At 68.0% G+C, this 21,430-nt stretch carries 19 protein-coding genes; 10 read left to right on the top strand and 9 right to left on the bottom strand.

Going from position 1 to position 21,430, the window contains the following annotated elements:
- Position 1: 1 nt before the first annotated feature.
- Positions 2-364: a group I truncated hemoglobin gene (locus DBV35_RS17965; RefSeq protein WP_157961832.1), complete on the bottom strand. Its 363-nt coding sequence runs from the start codon at positions 362-364 to the stop codon at positions 2-4.
- 233 nt (positions 365-597) lie between these two features.
- Between DBV35_RS17965 and DBV35_RS17960 the strand changes: the two genes are divergently transcribed.
- From DBV35_RS17960 to DBV35_RS17945, 4 genes are all read left to right on the top strand, one after another.
- The gene (locus DBV35_RS17960) at positions 598-849 is read left to right on the top strand and encodes a YjiS-like domain-containing protein (RefSeq protein WP_108661671.1); all 252 of its coding nucleotides are present in this window, start codon (positions 598-600) and stop codon (positions 847-849) included.
- Positions 850-1,114: 265 nt separating this feature from the next.
- On the top strand, positions 1,115-1,726 hold the full coding sequence (locus tag DBV35_RS17955; RefSeq protein WP_211099998.1) for an OsmC family protein: 612 nt from the start codon (positions 1,115-1,117) through the stop codon (positions 1,724-1,726).
- Positions 1,727-1,790: 64 nt separating this feature from the next.
- A complete protein-coding gene (locus DBV35_RS17950) occupies positions 1,791-3,032 on the top strand; it encodes an NAD(P)-binding domain-containing protein (RefSeq protein WP_108661670.1) in 1,242 nt (413 codons plus the stop codon).
- An 11-nt stretch (positions 3,033-3,043) separates the two neighbouring features.
- Positions 3,044-4,303 (top strand): NAD(P)/FAD-dependent oxidoreductase, encoded by a 1,260-nt coding sequence (locus DBV35_RS17945; protein WP_170134973.1) that lies wholly within the window; start codon positions 3,044-3,046, stop codon positions 4,301-4,303.
- Between the two features lie 31 nt (positions 4,304-4,334).
- On the opposite strand, the gene DBV35_RS17940 is transcribed toward DBV35_RS17945, so the two are convergent.
- The 7 genes from DBV35_RS17940 to DBV35_RS17910 all read right to left on the bottom strand — a co-directional run bounded on the left by DBV35_RS17940 (position 4,335) and on the right by DBV35_RS17910 (position 11,397).
- Positions 4,335-5,165, bottom strand: a complete 831-nt coding sequence (locus tag DBV35_RS17940) for a dipeptide ABC transporter ATP-binding protein (protein ID WP_108661668.1) — start codon at positions 5,163-5,165, stop codon at positions 4,335-4,337.
- Complete coding sequence (locus tag DBV35_RS17935) at positions 5,162-6,013, bottom strand: ABC transporter ATP-binding protein (RefSeq protein ID WP_108661667.1); 852 nt, start codon at positions 6,011-6,013, stop codon at positions 5,162-5,164. Before DBV35_RS17935 ends, DBV35_RS17940 begins: the two co-directional genes overlap by 4 nt.
- 2 nt (positions 6,014-6,015) lie before the next feature.
- A complete protein-coding gene (locus DBV35_RS17930; RefSeq protein ID WP_108661666.1) occupies positions 6,016-6,588 on the bottom strand; it encodes a hypothetical protein in 573 nt (190 codons plus the stop codon).
- Positions 6,589-6,590: 2 nt separating this feature from the next.
- Entirely contained in the window at positions 6,591-7,514 is a 924-nt protein-coding gene (locus DBV35_RS17925) for an ABC transporter permease subunit (RefSeq protein ID WP_108661665.1), read from the bottom strand.
- Between the two features lie 28 nt (positions 7,515-7,542).
- Positions 7,543-8,550, bottom strand: a complete 1,008-nt coding sequence (locus tag DBV35_RS17920) for an ABC transporter permease subunit (RefSeq protein WP_108661664.1) — start codon at positions 8,548-8,550, stop codon at positions 7,543-7,545.
- A gap of 59 nt (positions 8,551-8,609) precedes the next feature.
- Positions 8,610-10,205, bottom strand: coding sequence for an ABC transporter substrate-binding protein (locus DBV35_RS17915; RefSeq protein ID WP_108661663.1), 1,596 nt, complete (start codon positions 10,203-10,205; stop codon positions 8,610-8,612).
- A 214-nt stretch (positions 10,206-10,419) separates the two neighbouring features.
- Positions 10,420-11,397, bottom strand: coding sequence for a response regulator (locus DBV35_RS17910; RefSeq protein WP_157961831.1), 978 nt, complete (start codon positions 11,395-11,397; stop codon positions 10,420-10,422).
- Positions 11,398-12,271: 874 nt separating this feature from the next.
- Here DBV35_RS17910 and DBV35_RS30680 point away from each other — a divergent pair.
- Positions 12,272-12,418: a hypothetical protein gene (locus DBV35_RS30680; RefSeq protein WP_157961830.1), complete on the top strand. Its 147-nt coding sequence runs from the start codon at positions 12,272-12,274 to the stop codon at positions 12,416-12,418.
- Positions 12,419-14,577: 2,159 nt separating this feature from the next.
- Here the strand turns inward: DBV35_RS30680 and DBV35_RS17905 are convergent.
- Positions 14,578-15,327 (bottom strand): response regulator transcription factor, encoded by a 750-nt coding sequence (locus tag DBV35_RS17905; RefSeq protein ID WP_108661661.1) that lies wholly within the window; start codon positions 15,325-15,327, stop codon positions 14,578-14,580.
- A 375-nt stretch (positions 15,328-15,702) separates the two neighbouring features.
- On the opposite strand from DBV35_RS17905, the gene DBV35_RS17900 reads away from it, so the two are divergent.
- The 5 genes from DBV35_RS17900 to kaiC are packed head-to-tail and all read left to right on the top strand — an operon-like array spanning position 15,703 to position 21,419.
- Positions 15,703-18,291 (top strand): PAS domain S-box protein, encoded by a 2,589-nt coding sequence (locus DBV35_RS17900; RefSeq protein WP_170134972.1) that lies wholly within the window; start codon positions 15,703-15,705, stop codon positions 18,289-18,291.
- Positions 18,288-18,758, top strand: a complete 471-nt coding sequence (locus DBV35_RS17895) for a response regulator (protein ID WP_108661659.1) — start codon at positions 18,288-18,290, stop codon at positions 18,756-18,758. Before DBV35_RS17900 ends, DBV35_RS17895 begins: the two co-directional genes overlap by 4 nt.
- Positions 18,755-19,588 (top strand): response regulator, encoded by an 834-nt coding sequence (locus tag DBV35_RS17890; RefSeq protein WP_108661658.1) that lies wholly within the window; start codon positions 18,755-18,757, stop codon positions 19,586-19,588. Before DBV35_RS17895 ends, DBV35_RS17890 begins: the two co-directional genes overlap by 4 nt.
- Entirely contained in the window at positions 19,585-19,890 is a 306-nt protein-coding gene (kaiB, locus tag DBV35_RS17885) for a circadian clock protein KaiB (RefSeq protein WP_108661657.1), read from the top strand. Before DBV35_RS17890 ends, kaiB begins: the two co-directional genes overlap by 4 nt.
- Positions 19,890-21,419: a circadian clock protein KaiC gene (kaiC, locus tag DBV35_RS17880; protein WP_108661656.1), complete on the top strand. Its 1,530-nt coding sequence runs from the start codon at positions 19,890-19,892 to the stop codon at positions 21,417-21,419. The genes kaiB and kaiC overlap by 1 nt, the downstream gene beginning before the upstream one ends.
- The last annotated feature ends 11 nt before the right edge of the window (positions 21,420-21,430 follow it).

The following is a 21,430-nucleotide window of genomic DNA, read 5'->3' as shown; positions in this document are numbered from 1 at the left end:
TCTAGACCCGCTGAAGGTCGGTCGCGACGATCACGCTGCGCCGCCCTTCGAGTTCGCGCATCACGTGGTGCGCGACATCGTCGGGCGTGCGGCAGTGCTCGAGGGCAAGGCGCATCTGGTCCATCATCTCGTCGAAATGGTCGTTGCAGATCGCGAGGTGGGCATGCACTTGCCGCAGCTCCTCGTCGCTATAGCGGACCGGCCCGTCAAAGAGGGACGCGATGAATTTCGCCTGGTGCTCGACCAGGCGCCGCATGTCCGTGTGCGCGAAATAGGGGGAGAGCCGGGGCGAGCTCAGAACGAGATCGTAGAAGGTGAAGACCAACCGCGACAGCTGTTCCGCGCCACCCGCCCGATCGAACATTGCATCTTTCCACCCACCGACCGCCGCGGAATTTCCGTCCGCGTACGTGCCTCCCGTTGAAACCCATACCATGATCCACACGGTCTGATTGCCGAAAAATGAGGCGTTCGTCCCAAATCGACGGCAAGACGAGAAAAATTTCCACGCTTCCTCACACCACGAATTCCACGGTGCCTCCTGATCTAGCGGTTCTGCCCGGACGAACCGGGTGACAACGAAGGAAGGATGGACCTGTGACGAACACGATCTTCAACGCGCCGGCGTCCGAACGCGCAGTCCCGAGCGACTTCGCGTCCCGCATGATGTTCATGGTGAAGACCGGCTTCGGGCGCCTCTGGCACGCCCACGTCGTCGCCCGCGACATGGCGTACCTGCGCTCCCGCAGCGACTATGAGCTGAAGGATATCGGCCTCACCCGCGAGAATATCGAGCGCGCCGTCCGCGGTGAGTTCGTGCCGCAGGACGAGCTGGGACGAAGATACTGAATGTGGCGGCTCGCGCCATGCGAGCCCCCACACCCCCGGTCCCGGACCAACGCCGACGCCATGAAAAAGCGTCGGCGTTTTTGCGTTGAGGGCCCTGTTTCGCCTGTATCGGGCGCAAGCGTGGAAAGAACATTCTTTCGTTTGAATCGCGAATAACACGCCGCAACGCAATTTTCCCTCGCCCATTCCAACACAAACGCAAATGGAGGGCGCCGATCTCTCGGTCGTGGCCAGCACGGCCCCACTCTTCGAGAGGATCGAAATCATGAACATGCACGCTTCCACCATGAACAGCGCTGACGCGGTCGAGAAGCCCAAGAAGGCGCCCCCGGTCCCGCGCAACGGTGTCGACGTTCCGCAGCTCTTCGCCGCGATCGGCCTCGTCCGTGACAATCCCGAGCTCGCCGCCTTCCAGTTCCGCACGACGACCGAGTGGCAGTCCGGCACGCACAGCCGCAGCACCTTCTCCGGCTTCCACGGGTGTGGGGCGGAGATGGCGCACAAGGCGACCTTCACGGCCGACTCCGACCACCTCGAGGTTCTGTGCGGGACCGACCACGGCCCGACCCCGGTGGAATATCTCCTCCACGCGATCGCGGCGTGCCTGACGGCCGGCATCGGCAACATCGCCTCGGCCCGCGGCGTCGACCTTCATTCGGTCAGCGCGACCGTCGAGGGCGACATCGACCTGCGCGGCATCCTCGGCATCACAGACGAGGTGCGCAACGGCTACCAGGGCATCCGCGTCGCCTTCACCGTGAAGGGTGATGCGCCCGAGGAGAAGCTGCGCGAGATCGTCAGCCAGTCCGTCGCACGCTCGGCCGTGTTCGACGTGCTCACCAAGGGCGTCCCGGTCGAAGTGACCGTCGCCAACTGAGACCACCCGGCGCCGGGTCACGGGATCCGGCGCGAACCACCCTCGACACCATAGGAGCGGAACCATGCGGCGGACCGAAGTCGCCGTGATCGGCGGCGGACAGGCCGGGCTTGCGATCAGCATGTGGCTGAGTGCGTCCGGGATCGACCACATCATCCTCGAGCGCGGCCGCGTGGCCGAGCGCTGGCGCACCGCGCGCTGGGACTCGCTGCGCCTCCTCACGCCCAACTGGATGACCCGTCTGCCCGGTCACCGCTACACGGGACCGGATCCGGATGGGTTCATGACGATGGCGGAGGTCGCCGCCTTCTTCGAGGCCTATGCCGCGAAGATGGACGCGCCGCTGATGTGCGGCACCGAGGTGCGCGCGGTCCGGCAGACGGGGGGCGGCTTCCAGCTGTCCACCTCGGCCGAGCCGATCGCGGCCCGCGCCGTGGTGATCGCGACGGGCGAGTGCGGGGTGCCCTACATTCCGCCGCTCGCCTGGATGGTGCCGGAGCATATCGCGCAGGTGACCCCCGCGCGCTACCGCTCGCCGGCCTCGATCGGGCCGGGCGACGTTTTGGTGGTGGGCGCCTCCGCGTCCGGCATCCAGATCGCCGACGAGCTGCGACGGGCCGGCCGCAGGGTGACGATCGCCGTCGGCAACCATGTGCGCCTGCCGCGCCGCTATCGCGGGCAGGACATCATGTGGTGGCTCGACCGCACGGGCATCCTCGACGAGACCGTCGACGCGTCGCGCGACATCGCCGCCGCGCGCCGCCAGCCCTCCTTTCAGCTGGTGGGGAGCGCGGAGGGCCGCACGCTCGACCTCGCGCGCCTCGCCGAGGCGGGGGTGCAGCTCGCCGGCCGCTTCGTCGGGATCGACGGGAACCGGGCGATGATGTCGGACGACCTCGCGGACACCATCGCGGAGGCGGACGCCCGGCTCGTGCGGCTCCTCGACCGGATCGACGGGAAGATGCGAGTTGCGGGGCTCGACGACAGGGCGGACGCGCGTGATCCGATCGACCCGATCCAGGTCGACCGGGTGCCGCATTCGCTCGACCTTCGCCGGTTCGGGACGATCGTGTGGGCGACCGGCTACCGCCGCGCCTATCCGTGGCTGCGCGTGCCGGTCTTCGACCGCGACGCGGAGATCATCCAGTCCGCGGGGATCACGGCGGTCCCCGGCCTCTACACGCTCGGCATGCGCTTCCAGCGCAGCCGCAAGTCCAGCTTCATCGACGGGGTCGGGGCGGATGCCGCCGCGCTCCTCCAGCCGATGACACACCATCTCGCGCGCCAATGGCGCCTCAGCGCATGAGGAGATTTCGCATGATTGTCAGGTCCATGGCGTCCTATGACGCGGTGATCGTCGGTGGCCGTTGCGCCGGCGCGGCGACTGCGATGCTGCTCGCCCGCCGGGGGCTGAAGGTGCTGGTGGTGGAGAAGCGGAGCTACGGCTCCGACACGATCTCCACCCACGCCCTGATGCGCGGCGGCGCGATGCAACTCGCCCGCTGGGGGCTGATGCCGCACGTCCTCGCCAACGCGACGCTGGTCCGCCGGGCGGTCTTCACCTACGGCGACGAGCGCGTCGAGGTGCCGATCGCGCCCGGTGGCGGGCTCGACGGCCTCGTCGCCCCGCGCCGGACGGTGCTCGACCCGATCCTCGCGGACGCGGCGATGAATGTCGGTGCCGAGTTCCGCTTCGGCGTCGCCTTCCAGGACGTGGTCCGCGACCCGAACGGGCGCGTGCGGGGCATCGCGCTGCGCCGCGCCGACGGGAGCACCGAATACGTGACGGCCGACCTCGTGATCGGCGCGGACGGGATCGCCTCCAACGTCGCGCGCGTGGTCGGCGCCCGCACCGACCATGAGGGCGCGCACGCGAGCGCGGTGCTCTACGCCTACTGGGACGGGATCAGCCTCGACGGGTACGAGTGGGGCTATGGCGACCAATGGGCGACGGGCGCGATCCCGACGCATGACGGGCGCACCTGCGTCTTCGCCGCGATCCCTTCGGAGCGCTTCCGCGCGATGGCGGACCGGCCGGCGGGCGAGATCTACCAGGCGGTGCTGGCCGGGGCGCACCCGACCCTGCGCGACATGCTCGCGGGTGGCCGCATGGTCGAGAAGGTCCGCGGGTTCGGCGGCAAGCCGGGGCATCTGCGCCAGGCGGCGGGGCCCGGCTGGGCGCTCGTGGGCGACGCGGGCTACTTCAAGGACCCGCTGACCGCGCACGGCATCACCGACGCGCTGCGCGATGCCGAGCTTCTGGCCGACGCGGTGACCTCGGGCGGGGCAGGGGCCTTCGCCGAGTATGAGGAGGTGCGCAACACGCTGTCGCTCCCCTTCCTGAAGGCGACGGACGAGATCGCGTCCTTCGCGCCCTCGATGGAGCGGCTGAAGGCGCTGCACATGGAGATCAACCGCCTGATGAAGGTGGAGGTCGCCGTGATGCGGGACCGGTTTGGCGCCGCGCCGGAGCGGTCCGCCCCGGTCTGGACGGCGCACGAGGAGGCGGACGTCGCGTTCCCCTTCCTCGCGCGTGCGGCCCACAATGCCGCGCAGGCGGCGCGGGCGATGCGCTAGCCTCGGCGCTCAGATGCAACCGCGTCCGCGCTCACTCGGCGGCTTTGGCCGCCAGGCGAGCGCGGATGCTCGCGACATCGGCCCGCGGCGTCGCGGCGAAGAGGATCTTCGTGTAGTCGTGCTGCGGGTCCGCGAAGATGGCGTCGCGCGTCGCGTGCTCCACCACCTCGCCGAAATACATCACCATCACCTCGTCCGCGATGTAGCGCACCACCGACAGGTCGTGGCTGACGAAGACGTAGGTGAGGCCGAACTCGTCCTGCAGGTCGGCGAGGAGGTTGAGGATCTGCGCCTGGACCGAGAGGTCGAGCGCGGACACCGGCTCGTCGAGCACCAGGAGGGACGGGTTCAGCATCAGCGCGCGCGCGATGGCGATGCGCTGGCGCTGGCCGCCGGAGAACATGTGCGGGTAGCGATTATAGTGCTCCGGCATCATGCCGACCTTGGTCAGCATGTCGAAGGCGCGCATCCGCCGGTCCGCCGCGCTGAGGCCGGTGTTGAGCTTCAAGGGCTCGGTGAGGATGTCGCCCACCTTCTGGCGCGGGTTCAGCGAGCCGTAGGGGTTCTGGAAGACGATCTGCACCTTGCCGCGCATCTCGTGGGTGATGCGCTGGTGGGCGATGTCGATCTCCTGCCCGTCGATCAGCAGGGTGCCGGAGGTCGGCGGGTCGATGAGGGCGATGATGCGCGCGAGCGTCGACTTTCCGCACCCGCTTTCGCCCACGATCGCGAGCGTCTTGCCGCGCTCGATCTCGGTGGAGACGCCCTTCAGCGCATGAACGATGCGGGGCTTGGCGAACATCGTCCCGCCGACATGATAGTCGCGCGTGACGTCGATCGTCTGGAGGGCGATGTCGCTCATCGCAGATCCCCCCACGCGCCGTCCTCGTGCTGGAAGTCGGCGATGGTCGGCAGGCGCACGCCGGTCGCGTTCTCGGGGAGGGCGGAGAGGAGGGCGCGGGTGTAGCTGTTCTTCGGATTCTCGAACAGCGTCAGCACGTCCGCCTCCTCCATCTTGCGGCCCTTATACTGGACGATCACGCGGTCGGCCGTCTCGGCGACGACGCCCATGTCGTGGGTGATGAGGATGAGGCCCATCCCGCGCTCGGCCTGGAGGTTCATCAGGAGGTCGAGGATCTGCTTCTGGATCGTCACGTCGAGCGCGGTCGTCGGCTCGTCGGCGATGAGGAGCTTCGGCTCGCACGCGATCGCGATCGCGATCATCACGCGCTGGCATTGCCCGCCCGACATCTGGTGCGGATAGGATTTCAGCCGGTATTCGGGCTCGGGGATGCCGACGGCGTTGAAAATCTCGATCGCCCGCGCGCGCCGCGCCTTGCGCGACAGGCCGAGATGCTTGGCGAGCACCTCCTCGATCTGGAAGCCGGCGGTGAAGCAGGGATTGAGGCTCGCGATCGGCTCCTGGAAGATCATCGCGATGTCCTTGCCGATGATCTTGCGCCGCTCGGCGGCGGGCATCGTGAGGAGGTCGCGCCCCTCGAAGCGCATCGCGTCGGCGGTCACGGTGGCGGTGTTCGGCAGAAGGCCCATCACGGCGAGCATCGCGACCGACTTGCCCGACCCCGATTCGCCGACGATCGCCAGCACCTCGCCCGGCCCGACGCTGTAGGAGACGCCGTCGAGCGCGGTGAAGGGGCCCGCCGCGGTGTCGAAGGAGATGGAGAGGTTCTCGATTTCGAGCATCGACATCGCTAGACGGCCTGTGCTTGGCGCGCGGCCGGCGCGCCGGAGATGCGGGAGAGGCGCGCGGCGAGCGCTTCGGAGGCGTGCGGCACCTCATAGCCGCGCGTCTCGACATAGCGCTCCAGCGCGGCGAGCGCTTCGGCGGCCGCAAAGTCCTGCTCGGCGAGCTTGGCGACCACCTTCTCGGCGAAGCGCCGGCGCTCGGCCTCGTCCTGCCGGGAGAATTGCGGCTTCTCCAGGAAGTCGACGAAGAGGTTCGCCTGCTCCACCACGCGATAATAGCGCACCACCGTGTGGATGACGGGCTGGGGCAGGATCGAGAGGTCCGCCTTCAGGCTGTCGAACACGAAGTCCGTCCGGTCGGCCGGGCCGACGGGCGCGCCGTTCACCAAGAGATAGTCCGCGTCGACGGTGGTCGAGATCTCGCCCGTGTGGGACCAGCCGGCCGAGATCTCGGCGTGGAGGGCGAAGACCATGTCGATCTCCTTGCGCCGCCGCCGCCACTCGTCGTGCAGAAGCTCCAGGAGCTTGCCGAGGAGGACGCCGACGACGATGCCGAAGAGGCCGAGGATCGCGTCCATCCTCAGCTCCGCTTGAGCTTGGGATCGAGCGCGTCGCGCAGGCCGTCGCCGACGAGGTTGATCGCGAGCACGGTGATGAGGATCGCGAGGCCCGGGAAGGTGACGACCCACCAGGCGCGCAGGATGAACTCGCGCGCCTCGGCGAGCATCGTGCCCCATTCGGGCGTCGGCGGCTGGGCGCCCATGCCGAGGAAGCCGAGGGCCGCGGCGTCGAGGATCGCGGTTGAGAAGGAGAGCGTGCCCTGGACGATCAGCGGCGCGAGGCAGTTCGGCAGGATCGTCACGAACATGAGGCGCAGGTTGCTCGCGCCGACCACCCGCGCGGAGGTGACATATTCTCGCTTCACCTCCGCGAGCACCGCCGCGCGCGTGAGGCGCGCGAAGTGGGGCTGGAGCACCACCGCGATCGCGATCATCGCGTTGACGAGGCCGGGGCCGAGCACGGCGACGAGCACGAGGGCGAGGAGGAGGGAGGGGAAGGCGAGGATGATGTCCATGATGCGCATCGCGAAGACATCGACCCAGCCGCGAAAATAGCCCGCGACGAGCCCGATGAGGATGCCCCCCGCGACCGCGATGATCACCACGGCGACGCCGATGAAGAGCGAGAAGCGCGCGCCGTGGATGAGGCGCGAGAGGATGTCGCGCCCGAGCGCGTCGGTGCCGAGGATGAAGCGCGTCGAGCCCGCCGCCTCCCAGAAGGGCGGGGTGAGGAGCGCGTCGCGGAATTGCTGGTTCGGCGGGTAGGGCGCGAGGACGGGCGCGAAGATCGCCGTCAGCACCAGGAGGGCGAAGACGACGAGGCCCATCACCGCGCCCTTGTTCTGGCTGAAATAGTGCCAGAACTCGCTGAAGACGGCCGCGCGCGTGCGCCAGGGGGAGAGTTCGCGCGCGGTCTCGGCGTCGGCTTCGAGTCGATCGGTCATCGCGGGGGCCCGTCTGTGCTGGCGCGGCTCATCTGTGCCGGATCCGTGGGTTGATGAGGCCGTAGAGCACGTCCACGACGAGGTTGACGACCATGACGATGCCCGCGATCAGCACGAGCCCACCCTGCACGACCGGGTAGTCGCGCCGCGAGATGGAATCGACCATCCACTTGCCGATCCCCGGCCACGAGAAGATCGTCTCGGTGAGGATCGCCCCCGCCATCAGCACCCCAACCTGGAGGCCGATCGTGGTGATCACCGGGATCATCGCGTTGCGCAGCGCATGAAGGCCGATGACGCGCGAGGGGGCGAGGCCCTTGGCGCGCGCGGTGCGGACATAATCCTCCGCGAGCACCTCCAGCATCGCCGAGCGCGTCTGGCGCGCGATGACGGCGAGCGGGATCGTCCCGAGCACGATGGTGGGCAGGATGAGGTGCTTCACGGCCGAGCCGAACGCCCCCGGTTCGCCCGACAGAAGCGCGTCGATCGTCATGAAGCCGGTGACGGTCGGGAAGAAATACATCAGCGAGATGCGGCCCGAGACCGGCGTCCACCCGAGGATGCCCGAGAAGAGGATGATGAGGAGGAGGCCCCACCAGAAGATCGGCATCGAATAGCCGGTGAGGGCGACGCCCATCGTCGCCTGGTCAAAGATCGAGCCGCGCTTCACCGCCGCGAGGATGCCGGCCGGAAGGCCAAGGATCACGGCGAAGAGGATCGCGCAGATGCCGAGCTCGAGCGTCGCCGGGAAGAGGGTGAAGAACTCCTGCAGCACCGGGCGCTTCGTCGAGATCGAATGGCCGAAATCGCCCTGCAGGAGGCCGGCGACATAGTGGAAATATTGCTCCCAGAGCGGCCGGTCATAGCCGAACTGGACCTGGAGCTGTTGGTAGCGCTCGGGGTTCATGCCGCGTTCGCCGGCGAGCAACAGCACCGGGTCGCCCGGAAGGACGCGCACGAACGCAAAGGCGACGAGGGTGATCCCGACGAAGGTCGGGATGATGAGGCCGAGCCGGCTGAAGAAGAATCGCAGCATGCTGGGTCAACCGTTGGAGGGGGACGCCGTGCGCCCCCCTCGCCCCGCGCGTGGCGGGATTATTGTTGGATCTCGACGCCGTCGAACCAATGTCCGCCGAGCGGGTCCATGATGTAGCCGGAGACGGACTTCGCCATCGGCATGAAGACGACCGAGTGGGCGATGGTGGCCCACGGCGCCTGCTCCTTGAAGACGACCTGCGCCTGTTCGTAGAGCTTGGCGCGCTCGTCCTGGCTGGAGAGGATCTTCGCTTCCTGGATCAGCTTCTCGAAGTCTTCGTCGCACCACTGCGCGCGGTTGGCGCCGCCGACGCCGTCGCAGCCGAGGAGCACGGCGAGGAAGTTGTCCGGGTCGCCATTGTCGCCGGTCCAGCCGAGAAGCACGGCGCCGTCACGGTCGACCGCGGTGGAGCGCGCGAGATACTCGCCCCACTCGAACGACACGATCTCGGCCGTGACGCCGACCTCGGCGAAGTCGGCCTGGATGACTTCGGCCATGCGGCGGGCGTTCGGGTTGTAGGGACGCTGCACCGGCATCGCCCAGATCTTCATGTTGAGATCGGTGACGCCCGCCTCTTCGAGCATCTTCTTGGAGGCGGCCGGATCATAGGGATCGTCGACGATCGCGTCGTTATAGGACCACATGGTCGGCGGGATCGGGTTCTTCGCCGCGACGCCCGAGCCCTGGAAGACCGCCTCGAGGATGGCCTCCTTGTTGATCGCCATGTTGAGGGCCTTGCGGACCTTCGGATTGTCGAACGGGGCCTGCTTGGTGTTGTAGGCGAGGTAGCCGACGTTGAGGCCCTGCTGCTCCATGACGTTGAGCTTGTCGTTCGCCTTCAGCGCCTCGATGTCGGCCGGGGCCGGATACGGCATCACCTGGCACTCGCCCGCCTCGAGCTTCTGGCGGCGCACGCCCGCATCGACCGTGATCGAGAAGACGAGATTCTTGATGGGCTGCTCGCCCTTGAAATAGTCCGGGAAGGCCTGGTAGCGGATCGCCGCGTCCTGCTGGTAGGCGACGAAGTTGAAGGGGCCCGTGCCGATCGGCTGCTGGTTGAGGAGCTCCATCGAGCCGGCCGCTTCGAGCTGGTCGGCATATTCCTTCGACAGGATGGACGCGAAATCCATCGCCATGTTGGCGATGAAGGGCGCTTCGGGGCGGTTCAGCACGAACTTGACGGTATAGTCGTCGACCTTCTCGATGCTCTTGATGAGATCGGGCATCGACATGCTATTGAAATATTCCCACGAAATGCCGGGGCTGTATTCAAACCAGGGGCTGTCTTTGACGCGCTGGCGGTCGAAGGTGAAGATGACGTCGTCGGCGTTGAAGTCGCGCGTCGGCGTGAAATAGCTGGTGGTGTGGAAGGGAACACCTTGGCGCAGCTTGAAGGTGTACTCGGTGCCGTCCTCGGAGACCTCCCAGCTCTCGGCGAGGCCGGGCTCGGTTTCGGACGTGCCGCGCTTGAACTCGACGAGGCGGTTGTAGATCGGCTTGGAGGAGGCGTCGAAGGTGGTGCCGGCGGTGTAGGGCGCCGGGTCGAACCCTTCAGGTGAGCCTTCCGAACAGTAGACGAGCGTTTGGGCGAAGGCCGAACCCGACGCGGCCCATACGAAGGCGGCGCTGGCCAGCAGCAATGACGTTCTGCGCATTATTGTTCATCCCTAAAAGTTGCTCCCCCTCCTGCCGATCGGCTTAACGCAGCGTCACAGAAGCGGTCTCTTGGGATGCAAACAGCAATTGATCCGAGCGTCAATCTAACCGTTCAGGTGACACGCGGTCGGACGGCGGGCCGCGGTGTCGCGGGGGATCGGCGCCGGCACGCGCGCGTTTGTGCGCCCGCGTGGTGCGCCGATCGTGCACCCGTCAGTTGATCGCGCCCGAGGGCGATCGCAGCGCTTCACGCACCTTTGTGGTCAGCTCCTCGCGCCGGTAGGGCTTCGGCAGGAGGAGGCTGAACGGGTCGAGGTCGAGATCGTCCCCGATCCGCTCGTCGGCGAAGCCGGAGGTGAAGAGGACGGGGATGTTGGGGCGGCCGGCGCGCACCGCGTCGGCGAGCTGCTTGCCGTTCACCCCGCCCGGCAGGATGAGGTCGGTGAGGAGGAGGTCGATTCGCTCCGCCGATTCCAGCACGTCGAGCGCGTGCGGGCCGCTCACCGCGTCGATCACCGCATAGCCCTGGCTCGTCAGCGCGTGGCGCGTGTAGTGGCGCACCGCGTCGTCGTCCTCCACGAGGAGGATGGTCTCGCGCACCGGCTCGCTCGCGGTGATGGAGGAGGGCGTCGCCTCCAGCGCGCGGGGCAGGAAGAGGGAGTGGCCGAGCCCGTGCGTGTGCGCCGGGTAGAGCGCGAAGGCGGCGCCGATCGCGATGAGGTGGCGGGCGGACGGGGGGATGGCGCGCGCGCCGGGGCGCGGGGGCGCCTCGGTGCGCACATCGACCCGCACATAGTCGCCGGGCGGGATGCCGAGCCGGGCGGCCTCGGACGTCGGCTCGATCGGCGCGTTGGTCGCCTCGATGCGGTGGGTGGCGTCCGGATCGTCCGCGGCGGCGATCGCGTCGAGCGTGACGGCGAGGATCGCGTCCTCCACCGGGATCGCGCCGCACCCCGCGGCCCACAGCCCGGCTGCCGCCGACTGGCGCGTGACGATGTGGCGCCCGATGGTGTGGCTGAGAAGGGTCGCGATGTCGCCGAGGAGGAGGCCGAGCTCGGCGCAGGGTGCGGGGTCCTGAGAGGGCGCCGGCCGGCGGGCGGCTGCGTCGCCCTTGCGGGGCGCGTGGCGGCCTTGCGGGGCGGGGGACGCTGCGACGGCGTCGCCTGCAGTTGCGGCCGGCGTGGCTGACACGGGGCCGCGCGGTGGGGTGGGCGTGCCCCTCGCGTCGCGCCGTGGGGTGTGCGTGCCCTGCGCGCCGGGTGATGAGGCGGGCGTGCCCCACGCGTCGCCCAGAGGGGTGGTCTTCCCCCGCGCGTCGCGCGGTGTGGTGGAGCTTCTGGCATGCTGCGGGGTGGCGACGCCCGGCGCACTGCGGGATGAGGCGGAGCCTGGGGCGTGCGGGGATCCGGCGATGCTCGGCGCATGCCCTGCCGAGGAGGAGCTGGGTTCTTGCGACGGCGGGGCGACGCCGGGCGCATTGCCCGGTGAGGCGGTGCCACGTCCATCCGGCGCGGTGGTGGAGGAGGCGAGGCCGTCTGTGCCCGGCGGGCCGCCGGCTGTGGTGGAGGCATTGCTACGCCGCTTCGCGGACCCTGAGGCGGGGTTGCTCCGCGGGGCGGATGCGGAGGCGGCGGTGCCCCGCAGGTCGCCTGACGGGGTGGGGCAGGATCCGCGCGGCGTGGCCGAAGCGGCCGCCGCTTTGCCCACCCACGCGCCGGGTATCGCGGACTCGAAACCACCCAGCAAGGTGACGGCGGAAGGGACGTCGCGCCGCGACGGGGATGCAGCGCCGGCTTTGCCCGGCGGGTTATCAGACTCGGTGAGACCGACAGGCGTGGCCGAGTTGCTCGCGATGTTGGCGGGAGCGGCAGGCTCGAGGCCAGCCAGTGAGATGGCGGCAGATGGGGTTCCACGCCGCGGCGTGGACGCGCCCGTGGCAATGCCCGGCCGGTTGCCCGATCCGGCGAAACCGCGAGGCGCGGCCGAATAGCTCGCGCGCTCGCTGGGGGCGGCTGGGTCGGGGGCAGCCAGTGAGGTGGCGGCCGATGGGGTTCCGCGCCGCGTCGTGGACGCGCGCGTGGCATTGCCCGGCGTGTTGTCCGATCCGACGAACCTGACCGGCGTGGTCGAAACGTCGACCGCGGCGCCCACCAAGTCGCCGGGCGTGGAAGAGGCGGGGCCGTCCGGCTGGATCAAGCCGGAGCCGAGATGAGGGATGCTCGGCGGGGCGGAGACTGAGCCGCCATGCGTGGCGCAGGCCGAGGCGGCGGGGACCGCGGCGTTGCCCGACGCGAAGGAGGCGCGGCCGCGCTGCTGGGTGGAGGCGGGGTCACGTCTGCGCTGCGATGTCGATGCGGAGGTGGGCTGAGGGGCTCCCGGCGCGGCCATGCCGGCGCCGTTCGGCGCGGCAGTGGCGGTGGCCGTCGGGCACACCCGGATGCCGGACGCGGACGCGGCGGCCGCTTCGCTGGATGCGGGGGAGGCGGGGCGGTGCGCCTGTGGGGCGCCTTTCGCGGCGGCGCCCGGCGTGCCGGCCAGCGGGCCGGCCGGGGGGCGGGTGTGCGGGGGGGCGGCCGCGTCGCCGTCGGGTGTTTCTGCGGCCTCGGCCCGTCTCGCGGCCTTCATCTTGTCGAGGAGGTCGCGCGTCTCGTCGAGGGTGCGCCGGAGGATGCGGTTGATACGGGAAACCGTCTCATCGAGTTCTTCGGTGGCGAGCGTCACGTCCTGCTCCACAGTTCGAATCGCATGTCTTCGCAGCGCCCGAGCGAATTCGATAGGGAGAAAAGCAGATTGTCGCCGGATGATCAGTCGTACAAATGTTGATGTTGTCCAGAAATTGTCGGGGTGTATTTTGGTAATGGAAGATAGACCGTAATGAATATTCAAAATTAGTTCAATAATATCGAGATAAGCGGTCGTATTGAGGGGAATAAAAACGAAGGGCCGATCCGATGCGCGCACCGCGCACGATGAATGCGGCGTCGCTTTGCATTGGTCGGGCCGTCGCCGTTTCGCTCGATCACCCCGTCGCACTCGCTAGGCGCGCCACCCGATCGCGTCAGGTATCGCGGCGCGCGCCCCGTTGCGCCGCGTCGCGCCCAAGCCTCATGTGCGGGCCGTGCCGCGTGCCGTGACGCCGAACAAGCCGGCGGACCAATGCTTCGTCGAGGCACGTGCCGCCGTGCTGCGAGCGTCACCGGGGTGCATCCGCCAACGGCGGAGACGCCGCCGGGCTGCCGGCACCGCCACTGCGTGCACGCCGCGCACTCGCGAACGCCGCACGCATGCAGGCCGCCGCGGGACCGTGTGCGCCGCCGGTTTCGATGCGCCGCGAAGCTGGTTGCTGTACCGTGCGTGAGCGGACGAGCCTCGACTTTCGCTGATCGTGCGCGCCTCTGCTCGAATTTTCAGCGTGCGAGCGCAATGGGCTGTGTCCGCGGCCAGGCCGCATACACCGCCGGGGCGATCGGTCGCCCAAGCGCAAGGCCTCCGGGCCGTGCGAACCTGCCAACGTCGTCCCCGCGAAGCCATCGTCGGTAGGGACCGTCTCCGGCGAAGCCAGAATCGATGCCGCTATAAGCGAGCCTCCGGTTTGCAAGTGCGCCGCCTGTGCTTCCACTTGGCGGTCGCCGCCGGTCGCCGCCGGTCGCCGCCGGTCGCCGCCGGTCGCTGGCGTCGCCGCATCGCATCCGTGGTCGGGGCGCTTCACGCGCGGACGTCGCCAGTCCTGCGCGAGGTGCCAGGCTTCCACCGCGTCGCCGCATCGCGCGAAGAGACCAGCGGCGCCGAAAGGCACATGTCCACTACCGTGCATCCACTGCGGCGTCAGGGGGAGGCTGTCCCACCGCCTCGACCGAATGTATGGCGTCTCCGACGCGGGGGACTGTGCGGAGTGCATGGCGCGGGAAGACCCGCCGTACCCACTCGCACGCGCGCGGCACCGACGCGTCCGACGGCAACGCGACCTCCGGCCCCCGCGCGCCACCTCAGTCGATCGTGTCTCCGAGCGTTGGGCGGTGCGGAACGCATGGCGCGCGACGTTCCACCGTGCCCACAAGCACCCGCGCCCCTCCGTCGCCGCGGTCGACTGAGGTCCCTCCGTTCCCCACGCACCGCAGCAATCGGTGGCGTGTCCGACGCGATGGACCTTGCGGAATGCGCGGCGCCCGAAGATCCGCCGTGCCCACAAGCATTCGCGTCCCTCAGCCGCCGCTCCCGACCGGAGCACGCTCATCCAACACGACCCGCCTCCATCGAAGTCGCAGCCGACGCGGTGGACTTTGCGGATCGCACGGCACGGGAAGATCCAACGTCCTTACAGGCGCCCGCGCCCCGCCGTCTCCGGCGGGAACCCGTCCCTCGCACTCCGCCTCAATCGATGATGTAGCCGACGCGGTGGACCGTGCGGATGCCGTCATTGTTCGACAGCTTTAGCTTCTTGCGGATGCTGGAGACGTGGACGTCGATCCGGCGGTCGAGCGGGTCGCGGATGCAGGGGCCGACGACGTGGGCGAAAAGCTCGTCGCGTGTCATGACGCAGCCGCGATGGTGGAGGAGGCAGGCGAGCGTCCGGAACTCCGAATCGGAGAGGTTCGCCGGGATGCCGGCCGCGTTCACCATCGCGTGGCGTGCCTCGTCGAGCGTCCACTGGCCGAGGCGCAGGCCGTGCTGCGTCGCGGGGCGGCCGCCGCGCGTGTCCCGGATGGTGCGGATGCGGGCGGCATGCCGCTTCACCCGCGCCACGAGCTCGCGGCTGTTGAAGGGCTTCGTGATGTAGTCGTCCGCCCCGATCTCGATCCCGATGATCCGGTCGGTCGAATGGGTCTTGCCCGACATGATGACGACGCCGGTGGTGGGCGTGCCGGCAAGGTTGCGCACGAGCTTCATCCCGTCCTCTCCGCGCAGGAGAAGGTCGACGATGACGAGCATCACCTCCGATTTCGCGAGGATCGCCTCGGCCGCCTTCAGCGAACCCGCGACCTCGACGACGAAACCCTCGCGCGCCAGCATCATGCGCACGGTCTCGCGCACATCGTCATCATCCTCGACGACGAGGATCCGTTCCGCCGGTAGGTACGTCCTGTCCTGCTCTGCGAGGAACTCGTGATTTGTCATCTGCATCGCAGCGCATCTTCCCCATGATCGCCTGTCGCCGGGTCAATTCCGCTGCCGCGTGGCATCGCGGCGATGCAATCTTAGAGAGAAATGATTCGGATTGCTAGTCCAGCGTGAGGAAATTGCGGCCGCCCGCGCGCCCGTCGCGCGTCTCGTGCCGAATCCGACCACAGGCCGCGGCAACCTTGGCGCGCGATGCTGCATCGCCCCTCCCGTGCGGCGTGAACGCACATCCCAACGCCTTGGATTCACCTTCTGATTGGTGTTATGTCAGTTTGTCGTCTTAGGATGTAAACGAATTGAGGAGAGTAGTCGGGAGTCGGCAGCTGGCATTGGATCCGCAGGGGACGAAATCGAACGATGTATTTGTCAGCCCGATTGATGATATCCCTGATCGGGATGGTCCTCGTTACATCGATCTCGGTCGGTGTTCTGGTCTATTCCAGCGTGATCCGCGCCGTCTCTCCGCAAGGCGCGCTGCGGATCCAGGCGAACGTGGAGCAGCTCGCCTCGATCATCGACGGGCGGACCTACGGAATACGGTATGACGTCGAGGCGTTGCGCGGCACGCGCGTCGTCGAGTCCTTCCTGAGATCCATCGAGGCCGGTGACGACCCTGCGAACGGGGACGAGGCCGACTCGCCGCGCGGCATCCTCTCGGACCTCTTCCTGTCGATCCTCGCCGCGAAGCCGGACTATCTGCAGTTGCGCATCCTCGGCACCGACGGGCGCGAGCTCGCGCGTGTCCACCGCACGGGCGCCAACCCGACGCCGGTGGTCGTTCCGCTAGCCGCGCTGCAGGACAAGGAGGCGCGCGACTATGTGAGCGCGACACGCGCGCTGCCGCCGGGCGGGGTGTACGTGTCGCCGATCGACCTCAATCGCGAGTTCGGCGTCGTGGAAGAGCCGCACATGCCGGTGCTCCGCGTCGCCGCGCCGCTCGATCTCGACGGGGAGCGGGTCGGCCTCCTCATCATCAATGTCGACATGCGCTCCATGCTGAGCCGGATCCGGGACGGCACGCCCGATGACGGGACGCTTTTCGTCCTCAACGACACGGGCGGCTTCCTCCTCCATCCCGACCCGGCGCGCGATTTCGGCTTCGATCTCGGCGACGCGGCGTCCTTCGCGGACGACCATCCGAACCTTGCCGCCATCGTGCCGGAGGAGGGGGCGGGGTCCTCGCTTGCGTTTGCGGGCGACGATCAGGAGGTTGCGGTCGCCTGGGCCGGGGCGCGCCTTGCGGGCGGGCCCCGGGTGCGGGTGGTGGAGGCGGTGCCGACCCATGCGCTGAACGCCGAGAGTGCCGTCGGGTGGCCCGCGCTGATCGGCGCCGCGCTCGCGACGGGCGTCGCGATCGTGCTCGCCGCCCTCCTGTCGCGCGCGATCGCCCGCCCGATCGCGCAGATGACCGACGCCGTGCGCGATCTCGAGGATGGCGGTCCTGCCGAGCTGCCGGTCACGAGCGGGGGCGAGGTCGGCGTGCTCGCAAACGCGATGGCCGCCTATATCGAGCGCGAACGCTGGCACGTCGCGGTGATCGAGACCACCTCCGACGCCGTCATCGCGACGCGCATGGACGGGACGATCATCCAATGGAATGCGAGCGCGGCGGAGCTCTTCGGCATCCCCGCCGAAGACGCGATCGGCCATGCCTTCGAGGCCGTCATCTCGGAGGAACTCAGCCCGGAGTTGTGCGAGATCCGGCGCCGCGCGACGGCCGCCGAGTTCGTCGGCAACACAGAGATTGCAATCCAGACGGGCGTCGACGTCCTCCTCGATCTGTCGGTTACCGCGTCCCAGGTTTTCAGCGCAGACTGGGAGCCTATCGGGGTTTCCCTCATCATGCGGAACGTCACCGACCGGAAGGTCGCTGAGGAAATGTTCCGACTTTCGGTTGAGCAGTCACCAGCCGGAATGCTATTGGTGGATCGAAGCGGGGCCATCGTGTTGGCTAACGGGGAGGTTGAACGCCAATTCGGCTATGCGAAATCCGAACTTATCGGGTCACCGGTAGAGATGCTGGTGCCTGCAAACATCCGCGCCCAGCATCCGACGCTGATGGAGGGCTTCTTCGCCGCCCCCCAACGGCGGCCGATGGGGGCCGACCGTGAGCTGCTCGGCGCGCGCAAGGACGGGGACCATTTCGACATCGAGGTCGGGCTGACGCCGGTCCCGCACCGCTCGGGCCTCCTCGTGCTCGCCGCGATCGTCGACATCACCGAGAAGAAGAAGGCCGAGCGCGAGCTCGCCCGCCGCACCCTCGACCTCGAGCGCTCGAACGCCGACCTCGAGCAGTTCGCCTATATCGCCTCGCACGATCTCCAGGAGCCGCTGCGCATGGTGGCGAGCTTCACCCAGCTCCTGTCCGACCGCTACAAGGGCCAGCTCGACGAGCGGGCCGACAAGTATATCCACTTCGCCGTCGACGGCGCGAAGCGCATGCAGCAGCTCATCAACGACCTGTTGATCTATTCGCGCGTCGGCTCGGAGGCGAAGCCGCTGGCGCCGGTGGATCTCAGCCACGTCTGGATGATCGTCGCCGCCGAGCTGTCCGGCCTCATCGAGGATGCGGGGGCGGAGGTGACGGCGGGACCCCTCCCGGTCGTCCTCGCCGACCAGGCGCAGCTGACGCGCCTCCTTCAGAACCTCCTCAGCAACGCGCTGAAATTCCGCGGCGAGGCCGTGCCGCGCGTCCACCTCGACGCGCACCAGGACGGCGAGACGTGGGTCCTCTCCCTCACCGACAACGGGATCGGCTTCGAGACGGGCGAGCGGGAACGGATCTTCGAGATGTTCCAGCGCCTGCACGAGCGCGGGAGATATGGCGGGACCGGGCTCGGGCTCGCCATCTGCAAGCGCATCGTCAGCCAGCATGGCGGCCGGATCTGGGCCGATTCGACGCCGGGCGAGGGGAGCACCTTCCACTTCACCCTCCAGGCGGTGCAGCACAGCGAGGTCCCGGCATGAGCCTTCACCAGCACATGGACCGGCCGCTGCGCGTCCTCCTCGTGGAGGACAATCCGGCCGATGCCGAGCTGACGCGCGAGGCGCTGGAGGAGAACCGGATCAGTGTCGACCTCTCGGTCGTGTCGGACGGGGTGAAGGCGGTCGAATTCCTCCACCGCAGGGGCCCCTTCGTCGCGGCGCGGCGGCCCGACCTCATCGTCCTCGACCTGAACCTGCCGCGCCTTCACGGCAAGGAGGTGCTCGCGAGCGTGCGGGCGGCGGACCATCTGCGCGTCGTCCCCGTCGTGATCCTGACCTCCTCCTCGGCCGCCAAGGACGTGCGCGAAAGCTACGAGCTCGGCGCGAACTGCTACGTGACGAAGCCGCTTGAGCTCCACGCCTTCCAGAGCATCGTGCGCACGCTGGAGGCCTTCTGGTTCAACGTCGTGCGCCTGCCGCCCTATGACGAGCCCGGAGGGCGCGCATGAACGTCCCGCCGATCGCGACCCGCGTCCTTCTCCTCATCGAGGATAACGAGGCGGACGCGGAGCTGGTGCGCGCCTACCTCTCCGAGAGCGCGCGCGACCACTATGAGGTGCACCACGTCTCGCGCATGTCGGAGGCGATCAAGGCGCTGAAGTCGCTGAATGTCGACGTCGTGCTCCTCGACCTGCGCCTGCCAGACAGCGTCGCGACCGAGGGCGTCGGCACCATCCGCGACGAGATCGGCGACATCCCGATCCTTGTGCTGACGGGCATGACCGACGAGGATCTCGCGCTCGAATGCATCAATGCCGGCGCGCAGGATTATCTCTTCAAGAACGAGATGCAGCCGAATGGCCTGCGCCGCGCGATCGGCTACGCGATCACCCGCAAGCGCGAATCGGAGCTGCGCGAGTTGCAGCAGACGATGGCGCGCTATCGCAGCCTCGCCTCGGACGCCTCGTCGACATCGGTGACCGCCGGCGTCTTCGGGCTCGGCCCGGTGAAGGCGCGGATGCCGGCCGAGTTCGACGATTGCGTCGGGAGCTATGGCCGGCTCCTGCGCACCTATGTGCGCCAGCTCATGGCCGAGGAGATCCGTCCGCGCGAGGCGATGGAGCATCTCGTCACGCGGCTCGGCGATCTCGGCGCGGGCCCGAAGGACGTGATCGACGTCCACACCGCCGCCCTCGACGAGGCAGCGGGAGAAGTCAACGCCAAGAGACAGCACACGCTCATCGTAGAAGGACGGTTGTTCGCGCTGGAGATGATGGGACTACTGGTCGATTACTACAGAATCGGACATCGGCGCCGCTTCGAAGGAAATTTTCCATGAGTTATCGGCTACGCCTCTATGTCACCGGTCGCACCGCCCACTCGCAAAGGGCGATCCGAAACCTGCAGGAAATTTGCGAAAACGAATTGCGCGACCGGTATCAGATCGAGGTGATCGACGTGCTGGAGAATCCACGTCTCGCCGAGAATGAGAAAATCATGGCGACGCCGACATTGGTGCGACAGCTTCCGGAGCCGGTCCGGAAGATCATTGGTGATTTGAGCGATCGCGAACAGGTTCTTCTTGGCCTCGACATTGTTCCGACAATCTCCGAGGGCGGAGGACGGGGCGGAGCAAAGTGATGGGCGAAGCGCGACATCCTGAACTTGAGAAGTTGCCGACGGGCGTTCCCGGTTTTGACGAAATTGCGAATGGCGGGCTTCCCAAGGGCCGCTCGACCCTGATCGCGGGCACGGCCGGCAGCGGCAAGACGGTGCTTGCGCTGCAATTCCTCCTCGCCGGGGTGCGCTGGTTCGACCAGAACGGCGTCTTCGTCACCTTCGAGGAGACGCCGAGCGACCTGATGCTGAACGTCGCCTCCTTCGGGTGGGATCTCGACACGCTGGTCGCCGAGAACAGGATCGCGGTGGTCGACGCGACGGCCGATCCCGGCGAGGAGCTGTGGCAGGCGGGCGCGTTCGACCTGTCGGCGCTGATGGCCCGGATCGAGGCGGCGGTGCGCCGCGTCGGCGCGCAGCGCGTGATCCTCGACGCGGTCGGCGCGCTCTTCCCCCAGTTCACCGACGCGAACGTCGTCCGGCGCGAGCTGCACCGCATCCTCGCGGGCCTGCGCCGTCTCGGGGTGACGACGCTCGTCAACATGGAGCGGACGGAGGAGGAGGGGGCGGTTGGCCGCTTCGGGGTGGAGGAGTTCGTCGCCGACAATGTGCTCGTCGTGCGCAACCGCCTCGAGCACGAGAAGCGGCGCCGCACGATCGAGATCCTGAAATTCCGCGGCGCGACGCACCAGAAGGGCGAATATCCCTTCACCATCGACGCCGATGACGGGGTGACGGTGATCCCGCTCTCGGCGACGGAGCTGCAGCAGAAATCGTCCGTCGTGCGCGTTTCCTCCGGTGTCGAGGAGCTCGACCGGATGTGCGGCGGGGGCATGTATCGCGACTCGATCATCCTCGTCAGCGGCGCGACCGGCACCGGCAAGACGCTGATGGTGACCGAGTATGTGAAGGCGGCGATGAAGGCGCAGGAGAAGGTCCTCCTCTTCGGCGCGGAGGAAAGCCGCGAGCAGCTGACGCGCAACGCCATCGCCTGGGGCGTCGACTTCGAGAAGGCCGAGCAGGACGGGCTCCTGCGCATCATCTGCCGCTATCCGGAGGTGATGGGTCTCGAAGACCATCTCATCCAGATGAAGCGGGACATCCAGGCGTTCAAACCGCACCGCGTCGCGGTCGACAGCATGTCGGCCTATGAGCGCGTGTCCACGGCGAAATCCTTCCGCGAGTTCGTGATCGGCCTCACGAGCCACATCAAGCTCCTCGAGACGACGGGGCTCTTCACCAACACCACCTCGATGCTGGTGGGCGGCGAATCGATCACCGAGACGCACATCTCCACCATCACCGACACGATCATCCTGCTGCGCTATGTCGAGCTCTTCGGCGAGATGCGGCGCGGGCTGACGGTGCTGAAGATGCGCGGCACATGGCACGAGAAGGAAATCCGCGAATACGTGATCGACGGGAGCGGGATGCACATCAAGACGCCGTTCAAGGGCGTCACCGGCATCCTGTCCGGCATGCCCACCTACAGCTTCTCCTCCGAAGCGGAGCGCCTCGACCGTATGTTTGACGCGCCTCGCCCGGAAGCCTGACATCCCGCCGC

The sequence above is a fragment of the Acuticoccus kandeliae genome (genome assembly GCF_003073115.1).
This window is presented reverse-complemented; position numbering and strand designations above follow the sequence as displayed.